This is a genomic window from Spirabiliibacterium mucosae (assembly GCF_014884965.1).
Taxonomy (GTDB): domain Bacteria; phylum Pseudomonadota; class Gammaproteobacteria; order Enterobacterales; family Pasteurellaceae; genus Spirabiliibacterium; species Spirabiliibacterium mucosae.
The window spans coordinates 1-18,643 of the sequence record NZ_JABTBO010000007.1; the positions used below are offsets into that span (position 1 = coordinate 1).

The following is an 18,643-nucleotide window of genomic DNA, read 5'->3' on the forward strand; positions in this document are numbered from 1 at the left end:
CTTTGCTTGTCCAAAGAAAGGAAGCAAAGAAACGACATTTGCCCCTGTCCATAAGATATTCGCTTAGCGCCAAATTGCTACGGCTCGCTCGGGATCAAACCCTCACTCGCCTAGCACTTTAGGCACACGCTCAGCATCTTATTCCGGGGCGGGTGGATGTTCAAGGCTCGTTTTTCAAAAAGGTAAAGTGCGGTCACCGCACTTTTAAAGCAACGTTGAAACCGCACTTTGATCTACAAAACACTGAATGTCGTAGTTCGATCCGCCATTTTTCGCGCGGAAATGGAGCGGTTGGATGAATTTCAAGGAAGCATTTAAGCGCCTGTATTAAATGCGACGTAGAAATTCCCAACAAGCGAGATTTCCTTAAAAATGGCAACGCCCTTTCTTTCCCCGATTTTTTTGGGCGAGCAAAGAAAGGAAGTCGCCAACGGCGAAACCGTAGCGTGATGACGGAGTCATGAAAGAAAACAAGGAAAGAAAACGCGATAACGGCGTTATAAAAGAGAACAAGAAAAAACCACCCGGAGGTGGTTTTGACCGCACGTTGATTTTATAGCCCTGCGGCTTGGCGCAGTTCTGTGGCGCGGTCGGTTTTTTCCCACGGGAATTGCTCGCGGCCGAAGTGGCCGTAGGTGGCGGTTTCGCGGTAGATAGGTTGAATCAAATCCAACATCTTAATCAACCCGTATGGGCGCAGGTCAAAGAATTCCCGCACCAATTTCACCAGCAAGTCCTCACTCACTTTCGCAGTGCCGAAGGTTTGCACCATAATCGAGGTTGGCTCTGCCACACCGATGGCGTAGGACAGCTGAATTTCACAGCGATCGGCCAAGCCTGCAGCCACAATGTTTTTCGCCACATAGCGCGCTGCGTAGGCTGCTGAGCGGTCTACTTTTGAGGGGTCTTTGCCTGAGAAGGCGCCACCACCGTGGCGTGCGGCACCGCCGTAGGTATCGACAATGATTTTGCGCCCTGTGAGGCCGCAGTCACCCATCGGCCCGCCGATCACAAAGCGCCCGGTTGGGTTGATGAAATATTTGGTGTGCGCCGACAACCACTGGCTTGGCAAAATTGGTTTGATGATGGTTTCCATCACGCCTTCATAAATATCCGCTTGGCTGACGTCTTCTGCGTGCTGGGTGGAGAGCACCACCGCGTCGATGCCTTTGATTTTATTGTCTTCATACAAAAAGGTGATTTGGCTTTTGGCATCCGGGCGCAGGAACGGTAATGTGCCGTCTTTACGCACTTTTTCTTGTTGCTCCATCAAGCGGTGGGCGTAGGTGATTGGCGCGGGCATCAGCACGTCGGTTTCGTTGGTGGCGTAGCCAAACATAATGCCTTGGTCGCCGGCGCCTTGGTCTAACGGGTCTGCACGGTCAACGCCTTGGTTGATGTCAGACGATTGCTTGCCTATGCCATTGAGCACCGCGCATGAGCGCCCATCAAAGCCCATGGCAGAGGAGGTGTAGCCAATATCGCAAATCACTTGGCGGGCGATGTGTTCGATATCCACCCACGCGGAGGTGGTGATCTCCCCGCCAACCAGCGCCATGCCAGTTTTCACGTAGGTTTCACACGCCACGCGCGCTTTTGGGTCTTGCTCGATGATGGCGTCGAGCACCGCATCAGAGATTTGGTCGGCAATTTTATCAGGATGCCCAGCAGAGACGGACTCTGAGGTGAATAAGTAGTTTGACATAGTGTTTCCTTTTGGTGTGACCGCACTTTTGTTGTCCTTTTGGGCCACACGGGTAATTAATTTGGATAGATAAACATCTAGACGGCTATAATAGCAACTTTTATTACGAATGACACGCTTTTTTATGCAAAAGTGCGGTCAATTTGGCTATACTAGAACACGTTTTTTACGCTGCGCAGGCAGCCTTGAGCGCATGGGAGAATGCTTGAGATGGCAACAGTTGAAGAAAGAAAGCTAACCTTTGAACACAACAACGACTTGGTGCGGGATGTGTATAACATTGATTATTGGGGCATTGGCTATTTTGGCGTGAACGACGACGGTGAGATGTATGTCTGCCCAAATCCGCAACAAAAGAAAAGCGGGTGACTTTCACGCAGCTGATTGCCAAAGCACAGGCCGAAAAAGGCAGCACCTTGCCGACGCTGTTTTGCTTCCCGCAGATTTTGCAGCACCGCTTGTGCTCAATTAATAACGCGTTTAAAAATGCGCGCGAGAATTTTGGCTATCAAGGCGATTACTTTTTGGTGTATCCGATCAAAGTCAACCAACATCGCCGCGTGATTGAATCGTTGATCAACTCCAAGCAAACCTTGGGGCTGGAGGCGGGCTCAAAAGCCGAACTCATGGCGGTGCTGGCGCACGCGGGCGCCACCCGCACCGTGATTGTGTGCAATGGCTATAAAGACCGTGAATACATCCGCTATGCCTTAATGGGCGAAAAACTCGGGCACAAAGTCTATTTGGTGATTGAAAAAATCTCTGAAATCCAGCTGGTGCTTGAAGAGGCGAAAAAGCTCAACGTCAAGCCACGCTTAGGCGTGCGCGCACGCTTGGTGTCGCAAGGCAAAGGCAAATGGCAATCCTCAGGCGGCGATAAATCCAAGTTCGGCCTTTCAGCCACACAAGTGCTGGAACTGGTGGCTATTTTAAAACGCCACGATCAGCTCGACAGCCTGCAATTGTTGCACTTTCACCTCGGCTCGCAGCTGGGTAATATTCGTGATGTGGCCACCGGCGTGCATGAAAGCGCGCGCTTTTATGTGGAGCTGCACAAACTCGGCGTGAACATCAACTGCTTTGATGTGGGCGGCGGCTTGGGCGTGGATTACGAAGGCAACCGCACTCAATCGGAATACTCTGTCAATTACAGCCTGTCGGAATACGCCGAAACCGTGGTGTGGGGCATTGGGCAGGCGTGTGAAGAGCACGGCTTGCCGCACCCGACCATCATCACCGAATCGGGCCGTGGGGTGACAGCGCACCACGCGGTGCTGATTTCCAACGTGATTGGGGTGGAGCGCTTTAAAGATCAAATCCTCTCGCCACCGGCGGAAGACGCGCCGCGCGTGCTGCACAGCATGTGGGAGACTTGGTGCGATGTGTTTGAGTCCCGCGAGAAGCGCTCGCTGCGCAGCTGGGTGCACGAGAGCCAATTTGACTTAAGCGATGTGCACAACCAATACAACGTTGGCATTCTCAACCTCGAGCAGCGCGCGTGGGCGGAGCAGCTTTATCTCAACATTTGCCATGAAATCGGCAATATGTTTGATGAAAAACACCGCTTCCACCGCGGCGTGATCGACGAGCTGCAGGAGCGCTTTGCTGATAAGCTTTATGTCAATTTTTCACTGTTTCAATCCCTGCCGGATGCGTGGGGGATTGACCAATTGTTTCCCGTCTGCCCGCTGACCAACCTCAACCAGCCAACCGAGCGTCGCGCGCTGGTGCTGGATATCACCTGCGACAGTGACGGTATGATCAAAAGCTACATTGACGGCGACGGCATTGCCAACACTATGCCGCTGCCGTATTACGAAGAGGACGAGCCGCCATTGCTGGGCTTTTTCATGGTCGGCGCTTATCAAGAAATTTTGGGCAATATGCACAACTTGTTTGGCGACACCAGCACCATCGACGTGTTGCTCGACGACAACGGCGAGATTATGATCTCCGATTTTGACGAGGGCAACACGGTGGCGGATATGCTGGAGTATGTTTACCTCAACCCGCAAAAATTGATTAACGACTACCGTGAGCAAATCGAGCAATCCAACCTCTCCGCCGCCGAGGGCTTGAAGTTTTTGCAAGAGTTGGAAAGCGGCCTCAACGGCTACACCTACTTGGAGGAAGAGTAATGAACACCTTAAACCACGCTGAAGACATTTCTCTGGTGTCGAACAATTTTGGCTTTTTGCGCCTGCCGCTTAATTTCTCGCCTTATGAGGGCAATGCCGATTGGGTCATCACCGGCGTGCCGTTTGACCAAGCCACTTCAGGGCGCGCGGGCACTCGCTCAGGCGCGGAGGCCATTCGCCGTGCGTCGGTGAATTTGGCGTGGGAGCATTGCCGCTTCCCGTGGGATTTCGACGTGCGCGAGCGCTTGAAGATTGAAGACTGCGGCGATTTGGTTTATGCCTTTGGCGACAACGCCGATTTTGTGCAAAAGCTCGAACAGCACGCCAGCCAACTGTTAACGTGCGGTAAAAAATGCTTAACTTTCGGCGGCGACCACTTCATCACCTTGCCGCTGCTGCGTGCCCACGCCAAGCACTTTGGCAAGCTGGCGTTGCTCCATTTTGACGCGCACACCGACACCTACGACAACGGCAGTGATTACGACCACGGTACGATGTTCTACCATGCGCCGAAAGAGGGCTTGATTGATGCCGCACGCTCGATTCAAATTGGCATCCGCACCGAGTTTGACCGCACTTTGCCGTTCACCGTGCTCGATGCGCCAACAGCGAATGACATGAGCGCGGCGGAGATTGTGGCCAAAATCAAACAAACTGTGGGGGACATGCCCGTTTATCTCACGTTTGATATCGACTGCCTTGACCCGGCCTACGCTCCTGGCACGGGCACGCCGGTGATTGGCGGCATGACGCCGGATAAAATCTTGAAAATTTTGCGCCAATTGCAAGGTGTGAACATTGTTGGCATGGACATTGTAGAAGTTTCGCCTGCCTTTGATCAATCGCAAATCACAGCATTAGCGGGCGCCACGCTGGCGCTGGAGATGCTCTATTTGCAAGCCAGCCAAGGATAACCGATGAGCAAACAAAAAGTGGTGCTCGCCACCGGCAACGCGGGCAAAGTGCGGGAAATGGCCAGCGCGATTGGCGCGCTCGGTTTTGAGGTGGTGTCACAAACCGCACTTGGGATTGAAAGTGCGGTGGAAGATGGCCTCACCTTTGTCGAAAATGCGCTGAAAAAGGCCCGCCATGCCGCCGCCCAAAGTGGCCTGCCGGCGATTGCCGATGATTCAGGCTTGGTGGTGGCTGCACTCAATGGTGCGCCAGGGCTCTATTCCGCCCGTTACGCGGGGGAAGAGGCCAGCGACAGCGACAACTGCGCCAAATTATTGCAAGCGTTGCGTGATGTCCCCGACGGCCAGCGGCAGGCGAAGTTTGTCAGCGTGATTGTCTTTTTACGCCACGCTGAAGACCCAAACCCGATTATCGCCCAAGGTGAGTGTGTCGGTGAAATCGCGCGCGCGCTGCAAGGCGACAACGGCTTTGGCTACGATCCGCTGTTTTTCTACCCATCGAAAAACCGCACTTTTGCTCAGTTGTCGTTAGATGAAAAACACGCGCTCTCCCACCGCGGCAAGGCGCTCGACAGCCTGAAAAGCCAGCTCACAGGTGTGGGCGCGTAATGCCAATAGAGCGCAGCCCTGTGAGTTTGCCGCCGCTGAGTTTGTACGTCCACATCCCGTGGTGTGTGCAAAAGTGCCCTTATTGCGATTTCAACTCCCACGGCCTGCGCGGCGAGATTCCTGAAGCGGCTTACATCGACCACTTGCTGCAGGATTTGCACGCCGACAGGCACTATGCGCAAAACCGCACTTTGCAATCCATCTTTATCGGCGGCGGCACGCCGAGCTTGTTCTCCGCTGAAGGCATTGCGCGGCTGCTTGACGGCATTCGCGCGCAGGTGCCTTTTGCCCCCGATATTGAAATCACCCTGGAGGCCAACCCCGGCACCGCCGAGGCGGAGCGCTTCAACGGCTATGCGCGCGCGGGCGTGACGCGCCTGTCGATGGGCATTCAAAGTTTTGATGACGACAAGCTCAAACGCTTGGGGCGCATTCACAACGCGCAAGAGGCCATTGCGGCGGTGGCGATGGCCAAACGCTGCGGCGTGCGCAGTTTCAACCTCGATTTAATGCACGGCCTGCCCAATCAAACCCCTGAGCAAGCACTTGATGATTTGCGCCAAGCAATTGCCCTCGCGCCACCGCACTTGTCGTGGTATCAACTCACCATCGAGCCCAACACCCAGTTTGCCTCGCGCGCGCCCACGCTGCCCGATGACGACGACTTGTGGGCGATTTTTGAGCAAGGGCATCAGCTGCTCACCGCCCACGGCTATCAGCAATACGAAACCTCGGCCTATGCCAAACCGCACTTTCAATGCCAGCATAACCTCAATTATTGGCGTTTTGGTGATTATTTAGCCATCGGCTGCGGCGCCCACGGCAAAATCACCTTTCCTGACGGTGAAATCATTCGCTTTAGCAAAACCAAGCACCCGAAAGGCTATTTGCAGGGCAATTATCTTTATCAACAAAGTGCGGTCGCGCGCGCTGACCGCACGTTTGAATTTTTTATGAACCGCTTTCGCCTGCTTGAGCCGTGCCCAAAGACCGAGTTTGAGCAGTTCACGGGCATTTCTGCAGGCGAGATTACGCCTTTGATGGCGCAGGCGCAAGCCCAAGGCTATATCACGATAAGCGAGCACCACTGGCAGCTGACACGCCACGGCGCACTGTTTTTAAACGAGCTGCTGGCCTTGTTTTTAACCGAATGATGAAAATTTTAGCACTTGAATGTTAATCTAATTTGATTGAACAATCCCGCAAAGAGGGTAAGATAACACAAGAAGGAGAGCGCAGATGAATCAGCAAGAAATGAAAATTCAAGCCGCCAAAGCGGCCATTGAGTTTGTGCCCAATGGCGGCATTGTCGGCGTGGGCAGTGGCTCGACCGTCAACTGTTTTATTGATGAGCTGGGCAAAATCGCCAACCAAATTGAAGGCGCGGTGGCCGCCTCAAAAGCCTCTGAAACGCGGCTGCGTGCGCTTGGCATTGAGGTGTTTGACGCTAACCAAGTCACCAGCCTTGACGTGTATATCGACGGTGCGGACGAAATTAATCCACAAAACATGATGATCAAAGGCGGTGGCGCGGCACTCACGCGTGAAAAAATCGTGGCGGCGCTGGCCAAGCGGTTTGTCTGCATTGTGGATCAAAGCAAGCAAGTGGATGTGCTCGGTTCAACCTTCCCGCTGCCGGTGGAGGTCATCCCGATGGCGCGCTCTTATGTGGCTCGCCAAATCGTCGCCCTCGGCGGCGCGCCGGAATACCGCGAAGGTGTGGTGACCGACAACGGCAATGTGATTTTGGATGTGCATAATTTCAAAATTATGCAACCGATGGAAATGGAAAAAACATTAAATAACCTCGCTGGCGTGGTGACAAACGGCATTTTTGCGCTGCGTGGCGCGGATGTGGTGATTGTTGGCACACCTGACGGGGCAAAAGTCATTACAGACTAAGGATACATCATGAGCGCGAAAGTCTCACTCGACAAAGATAAAATCAAAGTTTTGTTGCTAGAAGGGGTACACCAAAGTGCGGTTGACTGCCTGCACGAGGCGGGTTACACCAACATTGAATATCACAAAAAGGCGCTTGATGACGCCGATTTGATTGAAGCGATTAAAGATGCGCACTTTGTGGGCATCCGCTCGCGCACCCATTTGACCGCGGAAGTGCTTGCGCACGCCAAAAAATTGATCGCCGTAGGCTGCTTTTGCATCGGCACCAACCAGGTGGATTTAGCCGCCGCCAAAGCGCGCGGCATTCCTGTGTTCAACGCGCCTTTTTCCAACACCCGCTCGGTGGCAGAATTGGTGCTGGGGGAAATTTTATTGCTGATGCGCAACGTGCCCAAAGCCAACGCCGAAGTGCACCGCGGCGTGTGGAACAAATCAGCCACGGGCTGCCATGAAGTGCGCGGCAAAAAGCTCGGCATCATCGGCTACGGCCACATCGGCTCGCAGTTGAGTGTGCTGGCGGAATCGGTCGGGATGCAGGTGTTTTTCTACGATATCGAAAACAAACTGCCGCTGGGCAACGCGCAACAAATGGGCAGCATGACCGCACTTTTAAATCACTGCGACATCATCTCGCTGCACGTGCCTGAAAACGAAAGCACCAAAAATTTGATTGACGCGCAACGTCTCAGTGAAATGAAGCCAGGTGCGATTTTGGTCAATGCCGCCCGTGGCACCGTGGTGGACATCGACGCCTTAACCCAAGCCTTGGAGGCGAAAAAACTCTTTGGTGCGGCCATCGACGTGTTCCCAACAGAGCCGGCCTCGATTAATGACCCGTTTGAATCACCACTGCGCGCGTTTGATAACGTGATTTTGACCCCACACATCGGCGGCTCAACCTCTGAAGCGCAGGAAAATATCGGCGCTGAGGTGGCGAACAAATTGGTGAAATATTCCGACAACGGCTCAACCCTTTCTGCGGTCAACTTCCCTGAAGTGTCGTTGCCAACTCATAACCAAGCGAAACGGTTGATGCACATTCACCACAACCGCCCAGGTGTGCTGAACAAAATCAACCAAATTTTCACCCACGCGAATGTCAACATCGCCTCGCAATACCTGCAAACCGACCCTGCAATCGGCTATGTGGTGATTGATGTGGAAACCGACAACAGCCGCGACATTTTGCAACAACTGCGTGCCATTGACGGCACCATCAAAGCCCGCGTCTTGTTTTAATGTGCTAACGATAAAAAACACGCCAGCTGGCGGGTTTTTGTTGACCGCACTTTTATTTTTGATCAAAAAAGACTTTTTTCAAGCCCAGCTCCAGTCCGCGGAATTCGGCGAGGCCTTTGAGGCGGCCGATGGCTGAGTAGCCCGGATTGGTCTTTTTGTGCAGGTCGTCGAGCATTTGGTGGCCGTGGTCAGGGCGCATTGGGATAAGGCGTGTTTGACCATCACCCAAACGGCGGTACTCTTCATCAAGCAGCGCTTTAACCACGTTGAACATATCCACATCGCCTTGCAAGTGCGCCGCTTCATGGAATGACAGCGGGTTTTCTTCACGGCAGGTGGAGCGCAAATGCGCAAAATAGATGCGATCGGCAAAGCGCTTGGTCATTTCCACCAAATCGTTGTCGGAGCGCACGCCGTAGGAGCCAGTGCACATGGTGAACCCATTGGCCGGCAGCGGCTGGGTGTCAACATACCACTGCATATCCTCAATGGTGGAGACAATGCGCGGCAGGCCTAGAATTGGGCGTGGCGGGTCGTCGGGGTGCACTGCCATTTTGATACCCATTTCTTGCGCAACAGGGATAATTTCATTTAAAAAATGCGCCAAGTGCTCGCGGAATTTGTCAGGCGAAATATCTTTGTAGCGGTCAAGCTGGGCTTGAAACTCGGCCAAGGTGTAGCCCTCTTCCGCACCAGGGAGGCCTGCGATAATATTGCGGGTGAGCTGGTCAATATCGGCTTGGCTCATGTTGTCAAAATAAGTTTTGGCTTGCGCCAGCTCTTGCTCAGTGTAGCTTTCTTCGGCACCTGGGCGTTTTAAAATATGCACTTCAAAAGCGGCAAACGCAATTTGGTCAAAACGCAACGCGCGCGAGCCATCGGGCAACTCATAGGCCAAATCAGTGCGTGTCCAATCCAGCACTGGCATAAAGTTGTAGCACACGGTGTCGATACCGCACTTGGCCAAATTGCGCAGGGTTTGTTTGTAATTTTCAATCCAAGTTTGATAGTTGCCTGTTTGGGTTTTAATCTCCTCGTGCACCGGCACACTTTCCACCACCGACCAGGTGAGACCCGCGTCTTCCACTGCTTTTTTGCGCTTTTCAATTTCCTCCACGCGCCACACCTCACCGTTTTTAATATGATGAAGTGCGGTCACAATGCCCGTTGCCCCCGCTTGGCGAATATCGCTTAAGCTCACTGGATCACTGGGGCCATACCAACGCCATGTTTGTTCCATAATCTTTCTCCAATCAAATCCCCACCGCAACGGGGTTTATATTAAATAAATAACCATCAAAATTTGGGTCGTCGATGTCTGATAGCTCAAACAGTTTTTGTTTCACATTTTCAATGTGTTGCCACATCGCCCTTTTGGCGGCGACAGGGTCTTTGCGCTGAATGGCATTGATGATATTTTGGTGGTCTGCCAGCCACAGCACACGATAGTTTTGGTTGGGAATGTGCGAGTGTAGCGCCTTCCACATATGGCTGTCGGTGCGATAGCGCCAAAGGTTTTTCTGCAGCCGAATCAATGCTTCATTTTGCGTGATTTCCGCAATCGCGATATGAAAATCTTTATCAGCAATGTAGTCTTCATCACCATGCTCAAGGGTGGCGTGTTCGCGCGTTAAAATCGCTTTGAGCTTGGCAATATCCGAGCGATTAGCCTGAATGGCGGCAAACTCAGCAATGCTGCTTTCAAGCAATTGGCGAGCTTGCAACAGCTCAAATGGGCCGATGTCGCCCGCGTAATGGCTTGCGTGTGACGTTTGGCTTGGCAGCGCAACAACATAGCTGCCAGAGCCTTTACGAATTTCAATCAAGCCTTCTAGCTCAAGCATAATCATGGCCTCACGGATCACCGTGCGGCTGACATTCAATTCATCGGCAAAATCGCGCTCAGGCGGCAGGCGATCGCCAATGGCGTAAAGCCCTGAAGCCAGTTTTTGCTTAAGCATTTCACCGATTTTTTTATAAGAGCGAAACTCCTGTTTAGCTGTCATGGGTCAACCTTATGGTAACAAAGGGTTAGAATTGGTCTAACCAAATGTTACCATATTTTGCACCGTTATTTCACTGCGCGAATTTGTTCAACCAATTTAAATAGCTCAGGATTATTTTTCTCAAGCTCGGTGTACATTGGCGCAACAGCCTCTTTGAACGGTGCTTTGTCAACTTCGATGAATTCCACACCTTGTTTGACCGCACTTTCGCGTTGTTTATTTTCGGATTCCACCCACAACTCACTCATTTTTTCGGTCGCTTCTTTGGCCGCTTGTTTCACCGCTTGTTGGTCTTTTTCAGGCAGGCTGTCCCACACTTTGGTGGAGATCACCAACACATCGGGCACCATGGTGTGTTCATCTTGGCTAAAGAACTTGGCCACTTCGCTGTGACGGCTTAAGGTGTATGACGGAATGTTATTTTCAGCCGCGTCCACCACGCCTTGTTGAAGTGCGGTATAAAGTTCGCCATAGGCCAACGGAGTTGGGTTGCCGCCGAGCTCTTTCACCATGTTCACGGCGGTTGGGCTTGGTTGCACCCGCACTTTTAAGCCGTTTAAATCTTGTGGGGTTTTAATCGGTTTTTTGGCGTAAAAACTGCGTGCGCCGGCATCCAAATAGGCAATGCCGATAAAGCCGCTGTCGCGTGAGGCTTGTAGGATTTTTTCACCAATCTCACTTTTCATCACGTTGTGATATTGCTCTTTGCTGTTGAAGAGATATGGCAGGTTATACACGCCATAATCTTTCGCGAAGGCTTCTAATTCGGCAGCGTTGGATTTTGCCAAGCCAAGCACGCCTTTTTGTACCAATTCGAGCGATTCACGTTGTGAACCCAATTGTGCATCTGGGTAAACGCGGATTTTTAAATCACCCCCACTGAGCTCAGCGGTGCGTTTGGCAAAGAAATCCAATGCGGCATGCACAGGGTGAGAGCGGTTTTGATTATGACTGAGTTTTAAAGTGACACTGGCATAGACACTGCTGGCGGCAAAAGTCAACGCAAAACCCGCAAGCATGGTTTTCATCAAGTTAGAACGTTTCATACAATCCCCTTTTTTGGTTGTGAATATAAAATTGGTATGCCGATATTGCGGTTATTTTGCTTCGCACGCAAATAAATTCTGTCATTATTGTGACCATCGTCACATAAAAAATATAAATTGGCATTCCAATTTAAAAAGTGTGATCTGTGTCTATTTTCTAAATGCCCCCTTGCTCCTACAATGACGACGTGTTTCTCAACTTGAGTGGAAAAACTATGGATAGAGCTGTCAATTTTATGAACCGCTGCATGATGGTGTTTTCTGTCACGCTGTCGGTATTACTGGTGTTTTGCGTCGTCTGGCAGGTGATCTCGCGTTATGTTTTAGGGGCGCCGAGTATTGTCACAGACGAGCTGGCACGTTTTTTATTTATGTGGGTGGGGCTGATTGGCGCCGCGCACGCCACGGGGTTGAAGCAGCATTTGGCCATTGATTTATTGCTGATGAAAACCGAGGGCAGAAAGAAAGTTTTGTTAGAGTTGCTGATTTTATCCCTGATGATCTTTTTTGCGGCCTATATTCTCATTTATGGCGGTGGCGAACTGGCGTGGGATACCCATGTCAGCGGGCAAATTTCCCCTTCTTTGGCCATTGACATGGGCTTGGTTTATCTCTGCTTGCCAATATCTGGCCTGATTATGCTGTTTTATCTCACGATTGATTTTGTGCAAAAAATACGATCACTGACAACAATTGGTCAACCAATTTAAGGTGCTGTTATGGAATGGACGATTATTTTAACCCTTTTCGGCAGCTTTGCTGTTATGTTGGCACTGTCCGTGCCGATCTCTTTTGCTATCGCGATTGCGACATTGATTACCATTTCAATGAGCATGCCAAGCGACATGGCAATTACCGTTATCACCCAAAAGCTGGCCTCAGGGCTGGATAACTTTGCCTTGCTGGCGATTCCGTTTTTTATTTTAGCTGGCAACATCATGAACCGCGGCGGCATCGCGCGGCGGTTAATTGCACTGGCCAAAGTGCTTGGTGCCAAATTGCCAGGCTCGCTGTTTCACTGCAACGTGTTGGCGAACATGATGTTTGGCTCCATTTCAGGCTCTGCCGTGGCCTCCGCGGCGGCGATGGGTGGCATTATGTCCCCACTGCAAAAGAAAGACGGCTATGACCCTGAGATCTCTGCAGCGGTCAACATCACTTCCTGCCCAACGGGGCTTTTGATTCCGCCAAGCAACACCTTGATTGTGTATTCTTTAGTTTCAGGCGGCACCTCCATTTCAGCGCTATTCTTAGCCGGCTACGTTCCTGGCATCTTGATGGGGCTGGGCATTATGCTGGTGGCGGGTTTTATCGCAAAACGCCGCAATTACCCTGTTGAGGCACTGCCGCCGTGCAAAGAGGTGTTGTGGAAGTTTTTAGACGCCATGCCATCACTGTTGTTGATTGTGATTGTGATCGGCGGGATTATTGCAGGCATCTTCACCGCCACCGAGGCCTCAGCCATTGCGGTGGTTTACACCTTTATTTTGGCGGTGGTGATTTATCGTGAGGTCAAACTCAAAGAGCTGCCTGTGATTATCATGAACTCAGGCATCACCACAGCCATTGTTTTGCTGCTGATTGGCACCTCATCAGGCATGTCATGGGCGATGGCGAATGCGGATATTCCGTTTTTGATTCAAGACGCATTGAACTACATTTCCGACAGCCCAATTGTGATCATGGCGGTGATTGTTGGCATTTTGCTTGTGATTGGTACATTTATGGACATGACGCCGGCGGTGTTGATCTTCACCCCGATTTTCTTGCCGATCGCCAGCGATATTGGGGTTGACCCTGTTCATTTCGGGATTATTATGACATTTAGTCTGTGTATCGGTATTTGCACGCCGCCGGTGGGCAGCGCCTTGTTTGTCGGCTGCTCGGTGGGCGGCGTGAGCATTGACAAAGTGCTTAAACCGCTGATTCCATTTTTTATCGTGATGATTTTAACCTTGCTTTTGGTCACCTTTATCCCAGATTTGAGTTTGATTTTACCAAAAGTGCTACTTGATTATATGCCGTTGTAATGGCTTAAGGACAGATTATGAATAAGATTGAAGACATTGGGTATCCTAAATCGCAGTTGAAGAGCCGGATTTTGCATCTCGGTTTTGGGGCGTTTCACCGTGCGCATCAGGCGTTGATTGCCGATGAAGTGGCGCGCAAATCCGACAGTGATTGGGGCTATTGTGAGGTGAATCTCGTCGGTGGCGAGCAGTTGATTGCGGATTTGAAAGCGCAAGAGCTGCAATACAGCGTGCTGGAAAAAGGCCAAGACACGAATACGTTAAAGCGCATTAATGCAGTTTGCCAGGCGCTCCACCCCGAACTCGACGGGCAAAGTGCGGTGCTAGAAAAAATGGCCGACCCTGAGATTGCGATTGTGTCGATGACCATCACCGAAAAAGGCTACTGCATTGACCCGAGCACCGGCAAGTTGGATTTGAATAACTCGTATGTGAAACAGGATTTGGCGAACATCGAGCAGCCGCAATCGGCGCTCGGTTATATTGTGCGTGCGTTGATGCTGCGCCGTGAGCGTGGGATCGCGCCGTTTACGGTGATGTCGTGCGATAACGTGATGGAAAACGGCGCCAAAGCCAAAAGTGCGGTTGTGCAACTGGCGGCAAAAATCGACCCTGCGCTTTCCCAATGGATTGAGCAAAATGTGCCGTTCCCGTGCACCATGGTTGACCGCATTGTGCCGGCGGCAACCCCTGAAACACTCGAGCAAATTGCCACAATTTTGGGCCATGAAGACCCATGCGGCATCGCGTGTGAAGACTTCCTGCAATGGGTGGTGGAAGACCATTTTGTCGACAATCAACGCCCGCAGTGGGAGCTCGCTGGCGCCCAATTGGTGGATGACGTGCGCCCATTTGAGCAGATGAAATTGCGCATGCTTAACGGCGCCCATTCGTTTTTGGCCTATCTTGGCTACCTCGGCGGCTACGCACACATTTCAGACACCATGCAAGATGACAACTATCGCGCGGCGGCGCTGAAGTTAATGCTTAAAGAGCAGGCGCCGACTCTAAGCATGCCTGAGGGCACCGATTTAGACAGCTATGCGCATTTGCTGATTGCACGCTTCACCAACCCGAGTTTGAAGCACCAAACCTACCAAATTGCCACCGACGGCAGCCAAAAATTGCCACCGCGGATGCTGGAATCGATCAGCTATCATTTATCTAAAGGCTCTGATTTCTCACTATTAGCATTAGGCGTGGCGGGCTGGTGTCGCTATGTGGCGGGCGTGAATGAGCAAGGCGAGGCCTTTGAGGTGCATGACCCAATGGCGGCGCAATTTGCTGAAATTTATCAAAAGTGCGGTCTTGGCGAGGGGATGGTCGATGAATTGCTGAATTTATCCGCGATATTCCCAGGGGCATTGCAGCGCGAACCGCACTTTGTTAATGCGGTGAAAGCGGCCTACGCCATGCTGCTCGAGCGTGGCGCGAAGGCGACAGTGGCCCATTACCTGACACAAGGAGAATAACATGAAAGCGTTTATGGATGACGATTTTTTGCTCTCAAGTGCGGTGGCAAAAACCCTGTATCACGACTATGCCGCGCCGATGCCGATTTTTGACTACCACTGCCACCTTGACCCCAAATTGATCGCGCAAGATCATCAATTTGCCGACATGGCCGAGATATGGCTGGCCGGCGATCACTACAAATGGCGCGCCATGCGCACCGCGGGCATTGATGAGCAGTGCATCACCGGCAGCGCGAGCGCCTATGACAAATATTTGGCGTTTGCCAAAACGGTGCCGCTGTGCATCGGCAACCCGATTTATCACTGGACGCACCTTGAGCTCAAGCGTCCGTTTGGCATCACGAATACGCTGTTCAACCCCGACACCGCGCCGACAATTTGGCAGGAGTGCAACGCTATGCTGCAAACGCCAGAATTCAGCGCGCGCGGCATTATGCAACAGATGAACGTGGCACTGGTGGGCACCACCGATGACCCGATCGACAGCCTTGAGCATCACCAAGTGCTGGCGCAAGACCGCACTTTTGCCATTGATGTGGTGCCAAGCTGGCGGCCAGACAAAGCGGTGAAAATTGAGCTGCCGAATTTTGCTGACTACCTCACCGCCCTGGGCGAGGCGGCGGATGTGGTCATTCGCACTTTCGCTGACCTCAAAAAAGCGCTGCTAATTCGCCTTGAGCACTTTGAAAAGTGCGGTTGTAAATCTGCCGACCACGGCATGGAAATTGTCCGTTTTGCCCCTGTGCCAGAGGAAAGCGTGCTCGATCGCATTCTCACCCAGCGCTTAAATGGCGAGGCGCTGAGCGAGCTTGAAATTGCGCAATACCAAACCGCACTTTATGTTTTTTTAGGGCGCGAGTATCACAAGCGCAACTGGGTGCTGCAAATGCATATCGGCGCACTGCGCAACAACAACACGCGGATGTATAAGTTGCTGGGGCCTGACAGCGGCTTTGATTCCATTGGCGACCGCACTTTTGCTGAAAATCTCTCAAGCTTGCTCGACAGCCTTGACCAAACTAATCAGCTGCCGCGCACCATTTTGTATTGCCTCAACCCACGCGACAACGAAATGATCGCTTCCATGATCGGCAACTTCCAAGATGGCAGCTGTGCCGGCAAAATCCAATTTGGCTCGGGCTGGTGGTTCAACGACCAAAAAGACGGCATGCAGCGCCAACTCCAGCAGCTCTCGCAACTGGGCTTGCTGAGCCAATTTGTCGGCATGTTGACCGACTCGCGCAGCTTCCTCTCTTACACTCGCCATGAATACTTCCGCCGCATTCTCTGCGAGCTGATCGGCAGCTGGGTGGTCAACGGCGAAGCTCCGAACGACATCGCGCTGCTGGGCAACATGGTGCAAAATATCTGCTTTAACAACGCGAAAGGGTATTTTAAATAAGCGGCATAGGCAAAGTGCGGTGCGACCGCACTTTGCTTTTTGTGATAAAAGCCTTGCAATCAAGGCGAGGGTTGAGTATAATCCCCAAACTTCTTCGTGAAGTCATTTGGTGTAATCATTTACCAAATGGGTAAAGCGCAGGCTTTATCAACAATGTTCCCGATTGTGGAACTAAATATGGCTTAATCGCACTTCATTTTGCATTTTAAGAGGCGAAACTGAGGTGTCGGTTTTTTTATTATCTTATTTTTAAAGTGGAGCTCTGGTCTCATGCAGAACCAAAGAATCCGTATCCGTTTGAAAGCGTTTGATCATCGCCTGATCGATCAATCCACTGCGGAAATCGTAGAAACAGCAAAGCGCACAGGTGCTCAAGTACGTGGTCCAATTCCATTGCCGACCCGCAAAGAGCGTTTCACTGTATTGATTTCACCACACGTTAATAAAGACGCGCGTGATCAATACGAAATTCGCACGCACAAACGTTTGGTTGATATTGTTGAACCAACCGAAAAAACAGTTGATGCGCTTATGCGTTTGGATCTGGCTGCCGGTGTTGACGTGCAGATCAGCCTAGGTTAATAAGAGGTTATTACAATGATTGGTTTAATCGGTCGTAAAGTTGGTATGACCCGCATCTTCACTGAAGCCGGCGTGTCTATTCCAGTTACTGTCATCGAAATCGAAGCCAACCGTGTGACTCAAGTGAAAACCCTTGAAACAGATGGCTACTGCGCAGTCCAAGTTACTACTGGTGCTAAAAAAGCATCGCGTGTGACTAAACCTGAAGCAGGTCATTTCGTTAAAGCAGGTGTTGAAGCTGGCCGCGGTTTATGGGAATTCCGTACCAACGGTGATGAAGAATTCACTCTTGGTCAAGAAATTAATGTTGATGTCTTCGCAGACGTTAAAAAAGTTGATGTTACAGGTACGTCAAAAGGTAAAGGTTTTGCAGGTGCTGTGAAACGTTGGAACTTCCGTACTCAAGACGCAACGCATGGTAACTCTTTGTCTCACCGTGCTCCTGGTTCAATTGGTCAAAACCAAACACCAGGCCGTGTATTTAAAGGCAAAAAGATGGCCGGTCACTTAGGTGCTGAGCGTGTAACCGTTCAATCACTGGAAGTGGTTCGTGTCGATACCGAACGTAAATTGCTATTAGTGAAAGGTGCTGTCCCAGGTGCCACTGGTGGTGATTTAATTGTTAAACCCGCTGTTAAAGCAAAAGCATAAGTCTAGGAGATAGGAATGGAATTAGTGACTAAAGATGCACAAAGTGCATTGACTGTTTCTGAAACTACCTTCGGACGTGAGTTTAACGAAGCGTTGGTTCACCAAGTTGTTGTTGCTTATGCAGCAGGTGCTCGCCAAGGTACTCGTGCACAAAAAACTCGTGCTGAAGTAGCAGGTTCAGGTAAAAAACCATGGCGTCAAAAAGGTACAGGTCGTGCGCGTTCTGGTAACGTGAAAAGCCCTATCTGGCGTTCTGGTGGTGTGACTTTTGCGGCTAAGCCACAAGATCACAGCCAAAAAGTGAACAAAAAAATGTATCGTGGTGCAATCAAAAGCATTTTGTCTGAATTAGTTCGTCAAGACCGTTTGGTTGTGGTGGAAAAATTCGAAGTTGATGCGCCAAAAACGAAAGTTTTAGTTCAAAAATTAAAAGAGATGGCACTGGAAGATGTGCTGATCATCACAGCAGAATTAGACGAAAATCTATTCTTAGCGGCGCGTAACCTCTACAAAGTAGACGTTCGTGATGCGCAAACAATCGATCCGGTGAGCTTGATTGCTTTTGAAAAAGTGGTTGTCACTGTTGATGCTGTGAAGCAAATTGAGGAGATGTTGGCATGATTCTAGAAGAACGTTTGCTAAAAGTGCTCAAAGCACCACATGTCTCTGAAAAGGCTACTAACAATGCTGAGCAGTCAAACACTATCGTTTTCAAAGTAGCGAAAGATGCCAACAAAGTTGAAATCGCTGCTGCAGTTGAAAAACTGTTTGAAGTGAAAGTGGACTCTGTACGTACCGTTGTGGTGAAAGGTAAAACTAAACGCCATGGTGCTCGTATGGGTCGTCGTAGTGACTGGAAAAAAGCATATGTCACTTTACAAGAAGGTCAAGAATTAGATTTTCTTGACGGTGCCGCAGAGTAATCAGAGGAGTAGAAAATA

19 protein-coding genes are annotated in these 18,643 nt (G+C 51.0%); 15 read left to right on the forward strand and 4 right to left on the reverse strand.

The window, feature by feature from the left end:
• Nucleotides 1–553 precede the first annotated feature (553 nt).
• Entirely contained in the window at nt 554–1,705 is a 1,152-nt protein-coding gene (metK, locus tag HPC37_RS03555) for a methionine adenosyltransferase (protein WP_208121852.1), read from the reverse strand.
• A gap of 210 nt (nt 1,706–1,915) precedes the next feature.
• Between metK and HPC37_RS10890 the strand changes: the two genes are divergently transcribed.
• The 7 genes from HPC37_RS10890 (at nt 1,916) to serA (ending at nt 8,510) form a co-directional block, all read left to right on the forward strand.
• Nucleotides 1,916–2,074 carry a hypothetical protein gene (locus HPC37_RS10890; protein WP_235961362.1) on the forward strand — a complete coding sequence of 53 codons (159 nt, stop codon included), beginning with the start codon at nt 1,916–1,918 and terminating at the stop codon, nt 2,072–2,074.
• On the forward strand, nt 2,071–3,843 hold the full coding sequence (gene speA / locus HPC37_RS03560; protein WP_345789998.1) for a biosynthetic arginine decarboxylase: 1,773 nt from the start codon (nt 2,071–2,073) through the stop codon (nt 3,841–3,843). The genes HPC37_RS10890 and speA overlap by 4 nt, the downstream gene beginning before the upstream one ends.
• Nucleotides 3,843–4,757: an agmatinase gene (speB, locus tag HPC37_RS03565; RefSeq protein ID WP_208121853.1), complete on the forward strand. Its 915-nt coding sequence runs from the start codon at nt 3,843–3,845 to the stop codon at nt 4,755–4,757. Before speA ends, speB begins: the two co-directional genes overlap by 1 nt.
• A 3-nt stretch (nt 4,758–4,760) precedes the next feature.
• Entirely contained in the window at nt 4,761–5,366 is a 606-nt protein-coding gene (rdgB, locus tag HPC37_RS03570; RefSeq protein ID WP_208121854.1) for an RdgB/HAM1 family non-canonical purine NTP pyrophosphatase, read from the forward strand.
• Nucleotides 5,366–6,520: a radical SAM family heme chaperone HemW gene (gene hemW, locus HPC37_RS03575; RefSeq protein ID WP_208121855.1), complete on the forward strand. Its 1,155-nt coding sequence runs from the start codon at nt 5,366–5,368 to the stop codon at nt 6,518–6,520. Before rdgB ends, hemW begins: the two co-directional genes overlap by 1 nt.
• 85 nt (nt 6,521–6,605) lie before the next feature.
• A complete protein-coding gene (gene rpiA, locus HPC37_RS03580) occupies nt 6,606–7,268 on the forward strand; it encodes a ribose-5-phosphate isomerase RpiA (protein ID WP_208121856.1) in 663 nt (220 codons plus the stop codon).
• 9 nt (nt 7,269–7,277) lie between these two features.
• Entirely contained in the window at nt 7,278–8,510 is a 1,233-nt protein-coding gene (gene serA / locus HPC37_RS03585) for a phosphoglycerate dehydrogenase (protein ID WP_208121857.1), read from the forward strand.
• Nucleotides 8,511–8,562: 52 nt separating this feature from the next.
• Here serA and uxuA read toward each other — a convergent pair whose 3' ends face one another.
• The 3 genes from uxuA to HPC37_RS03600 form a co-directional block, all read right to left on the reverse strand.
• Nucleotides 8,563–9,750: a mannonate dehydratase gene (gene uxuA, locus HPC37_RS03590; RefSeq protein ID WP_208121858.1), complete on the reverse strand. Its 1,188-nt coding sequence runs from the start codon at nt 9,748–9,750 to the stop codon at nt 8,563–8,565.
• A 13-nt stretch (nt 9,751–9,763) separates the two neighbouring features.
• Complete coding sequence (locus HPC37_RS03595) at nt 9,764–10,516, reverse strand: FCD domain-containing protein (protein ID WP_208121859.1); 753 nt, start codon at nt 10,514–10,516, stop codon at nt 9,764–9,766.
• A 65-nt stretch (nt 10,517–10,581) separates the two neighbouring features.
• Nucleotides 10,582–11,562 (reverse strand): TRAP transporter substrate-binding protein, encoded by a 981-nt coding sequence (locus HPC37_RS03600; protein ID WP_208121860.1) that lies wholly within the window; start codon nt 11,560–11,562, stop codon nt 10,582–10,584.
• Between the two features lie 215 nt (nt 11,563–11,777).
• Here HPC37_RS03600 and HPC37_RS03605 point away from each other — a divergent pair, with 215 nt between their 5' ends.
• From HPC37_RS03605 to rplW, 8 genes are all read left to right on the forward strand, one after another.
• Entirely contained in the window at nt 11,778–12,272 is a 495-nt protein-coding gene (locus HPC37_RS03605; protein WP_208121861.1) for a TRAP transporter small permease, read from the forward strand.
• A 9-nt stretch (nt 12,273–12,281) separates the two neighbouring features.
• Nucleotides 12,282–13,592, forward strand: coding sequence for a TRAP transporter large permease (locus tag HPC37_RS03610; protein ID WP_208121862.1), 1,311 nt, complete (start codon nt 12,282–12,284; stop codon nt 13,590–13,592).
• Between the two features lie 17 nt (nt 13,593–13,609).
• Entirely contained in the window at nt 13,610–15,064 is a 1,455-nt protein-coding gene (locus tag HPC37_RS03615) for a mannitol dehydrogenase family protein (RefSeq protein WP_208121863.1), read from the forward strand.
• Between the two features lies 1 nt (nt 15,065).
• Nucleotides 15,066–16,469, forward strand: coding sequence for a glucuronate isomerase (gene uxaC / locus HPC37_RS03620; protein ID WP_208121864.1), 1,404 nt, complete (start codon nt 15,066–15,068; stop codon nt 16,467–16,469).
• A gap of 270 nt (nt 16,470–16,739) precedes the next feature.
• A complete protein-coding gene (rpsJ, locus tag HPC37_RS03625; protein ID WP_001181005.1) occupies nt 16,740–17,051 on the forward strand; it encodes a 30S ribosomal protein S10 in 312 nt (103 codons plus the stop codon).
• A 15-nt stretch (nt 17,052–17,066) separates the two neighbouring features.
• Nucleotides 17,067–17,702 carry a 50S ribosomal protein L3 gene (gene rplC / locus HPC37_RS03630; protein WP_208118508.1) on the forward strand — a complete coding sequence of 212 codons (636 nt, stop codon included), beginning with the start codon at nt 17,067–17,069 and terminating at the stop codon, nt 17,700–17,702.
• Nucleotides 17,703–17,717: 15 nt separating this feature from the next.
• Nucleotides 17,718–18,323 (forward strand): 50S ribosomal protein L4, encoded by a 606-nt coding sequence (gene rplD / locus HPC37_RS03635; protein ID WP_208121865.1) that lies wholly within the window; start codon nt 17,718–17,720, stop codon nt 18,321–18,323.
• Nucleotides 18,320–18,625 (forward strand): 50S ribosomal protein L23, encoded by a 306-nt coding sequence (rplW, locus tag HPC37_RS03640; RefSeq protein ID WP_208121866.1) that lies wholly within the window; start codon nt 18,320–18,322, stop codon nt 18,623–18,625. The genes rplD and rplW overlap by 4 nt, the downstream gene beginning before the upstream one ends.
• The last annotated feature ends 18 nt before the right edge of the window (nt 18,626–18,643 follow it).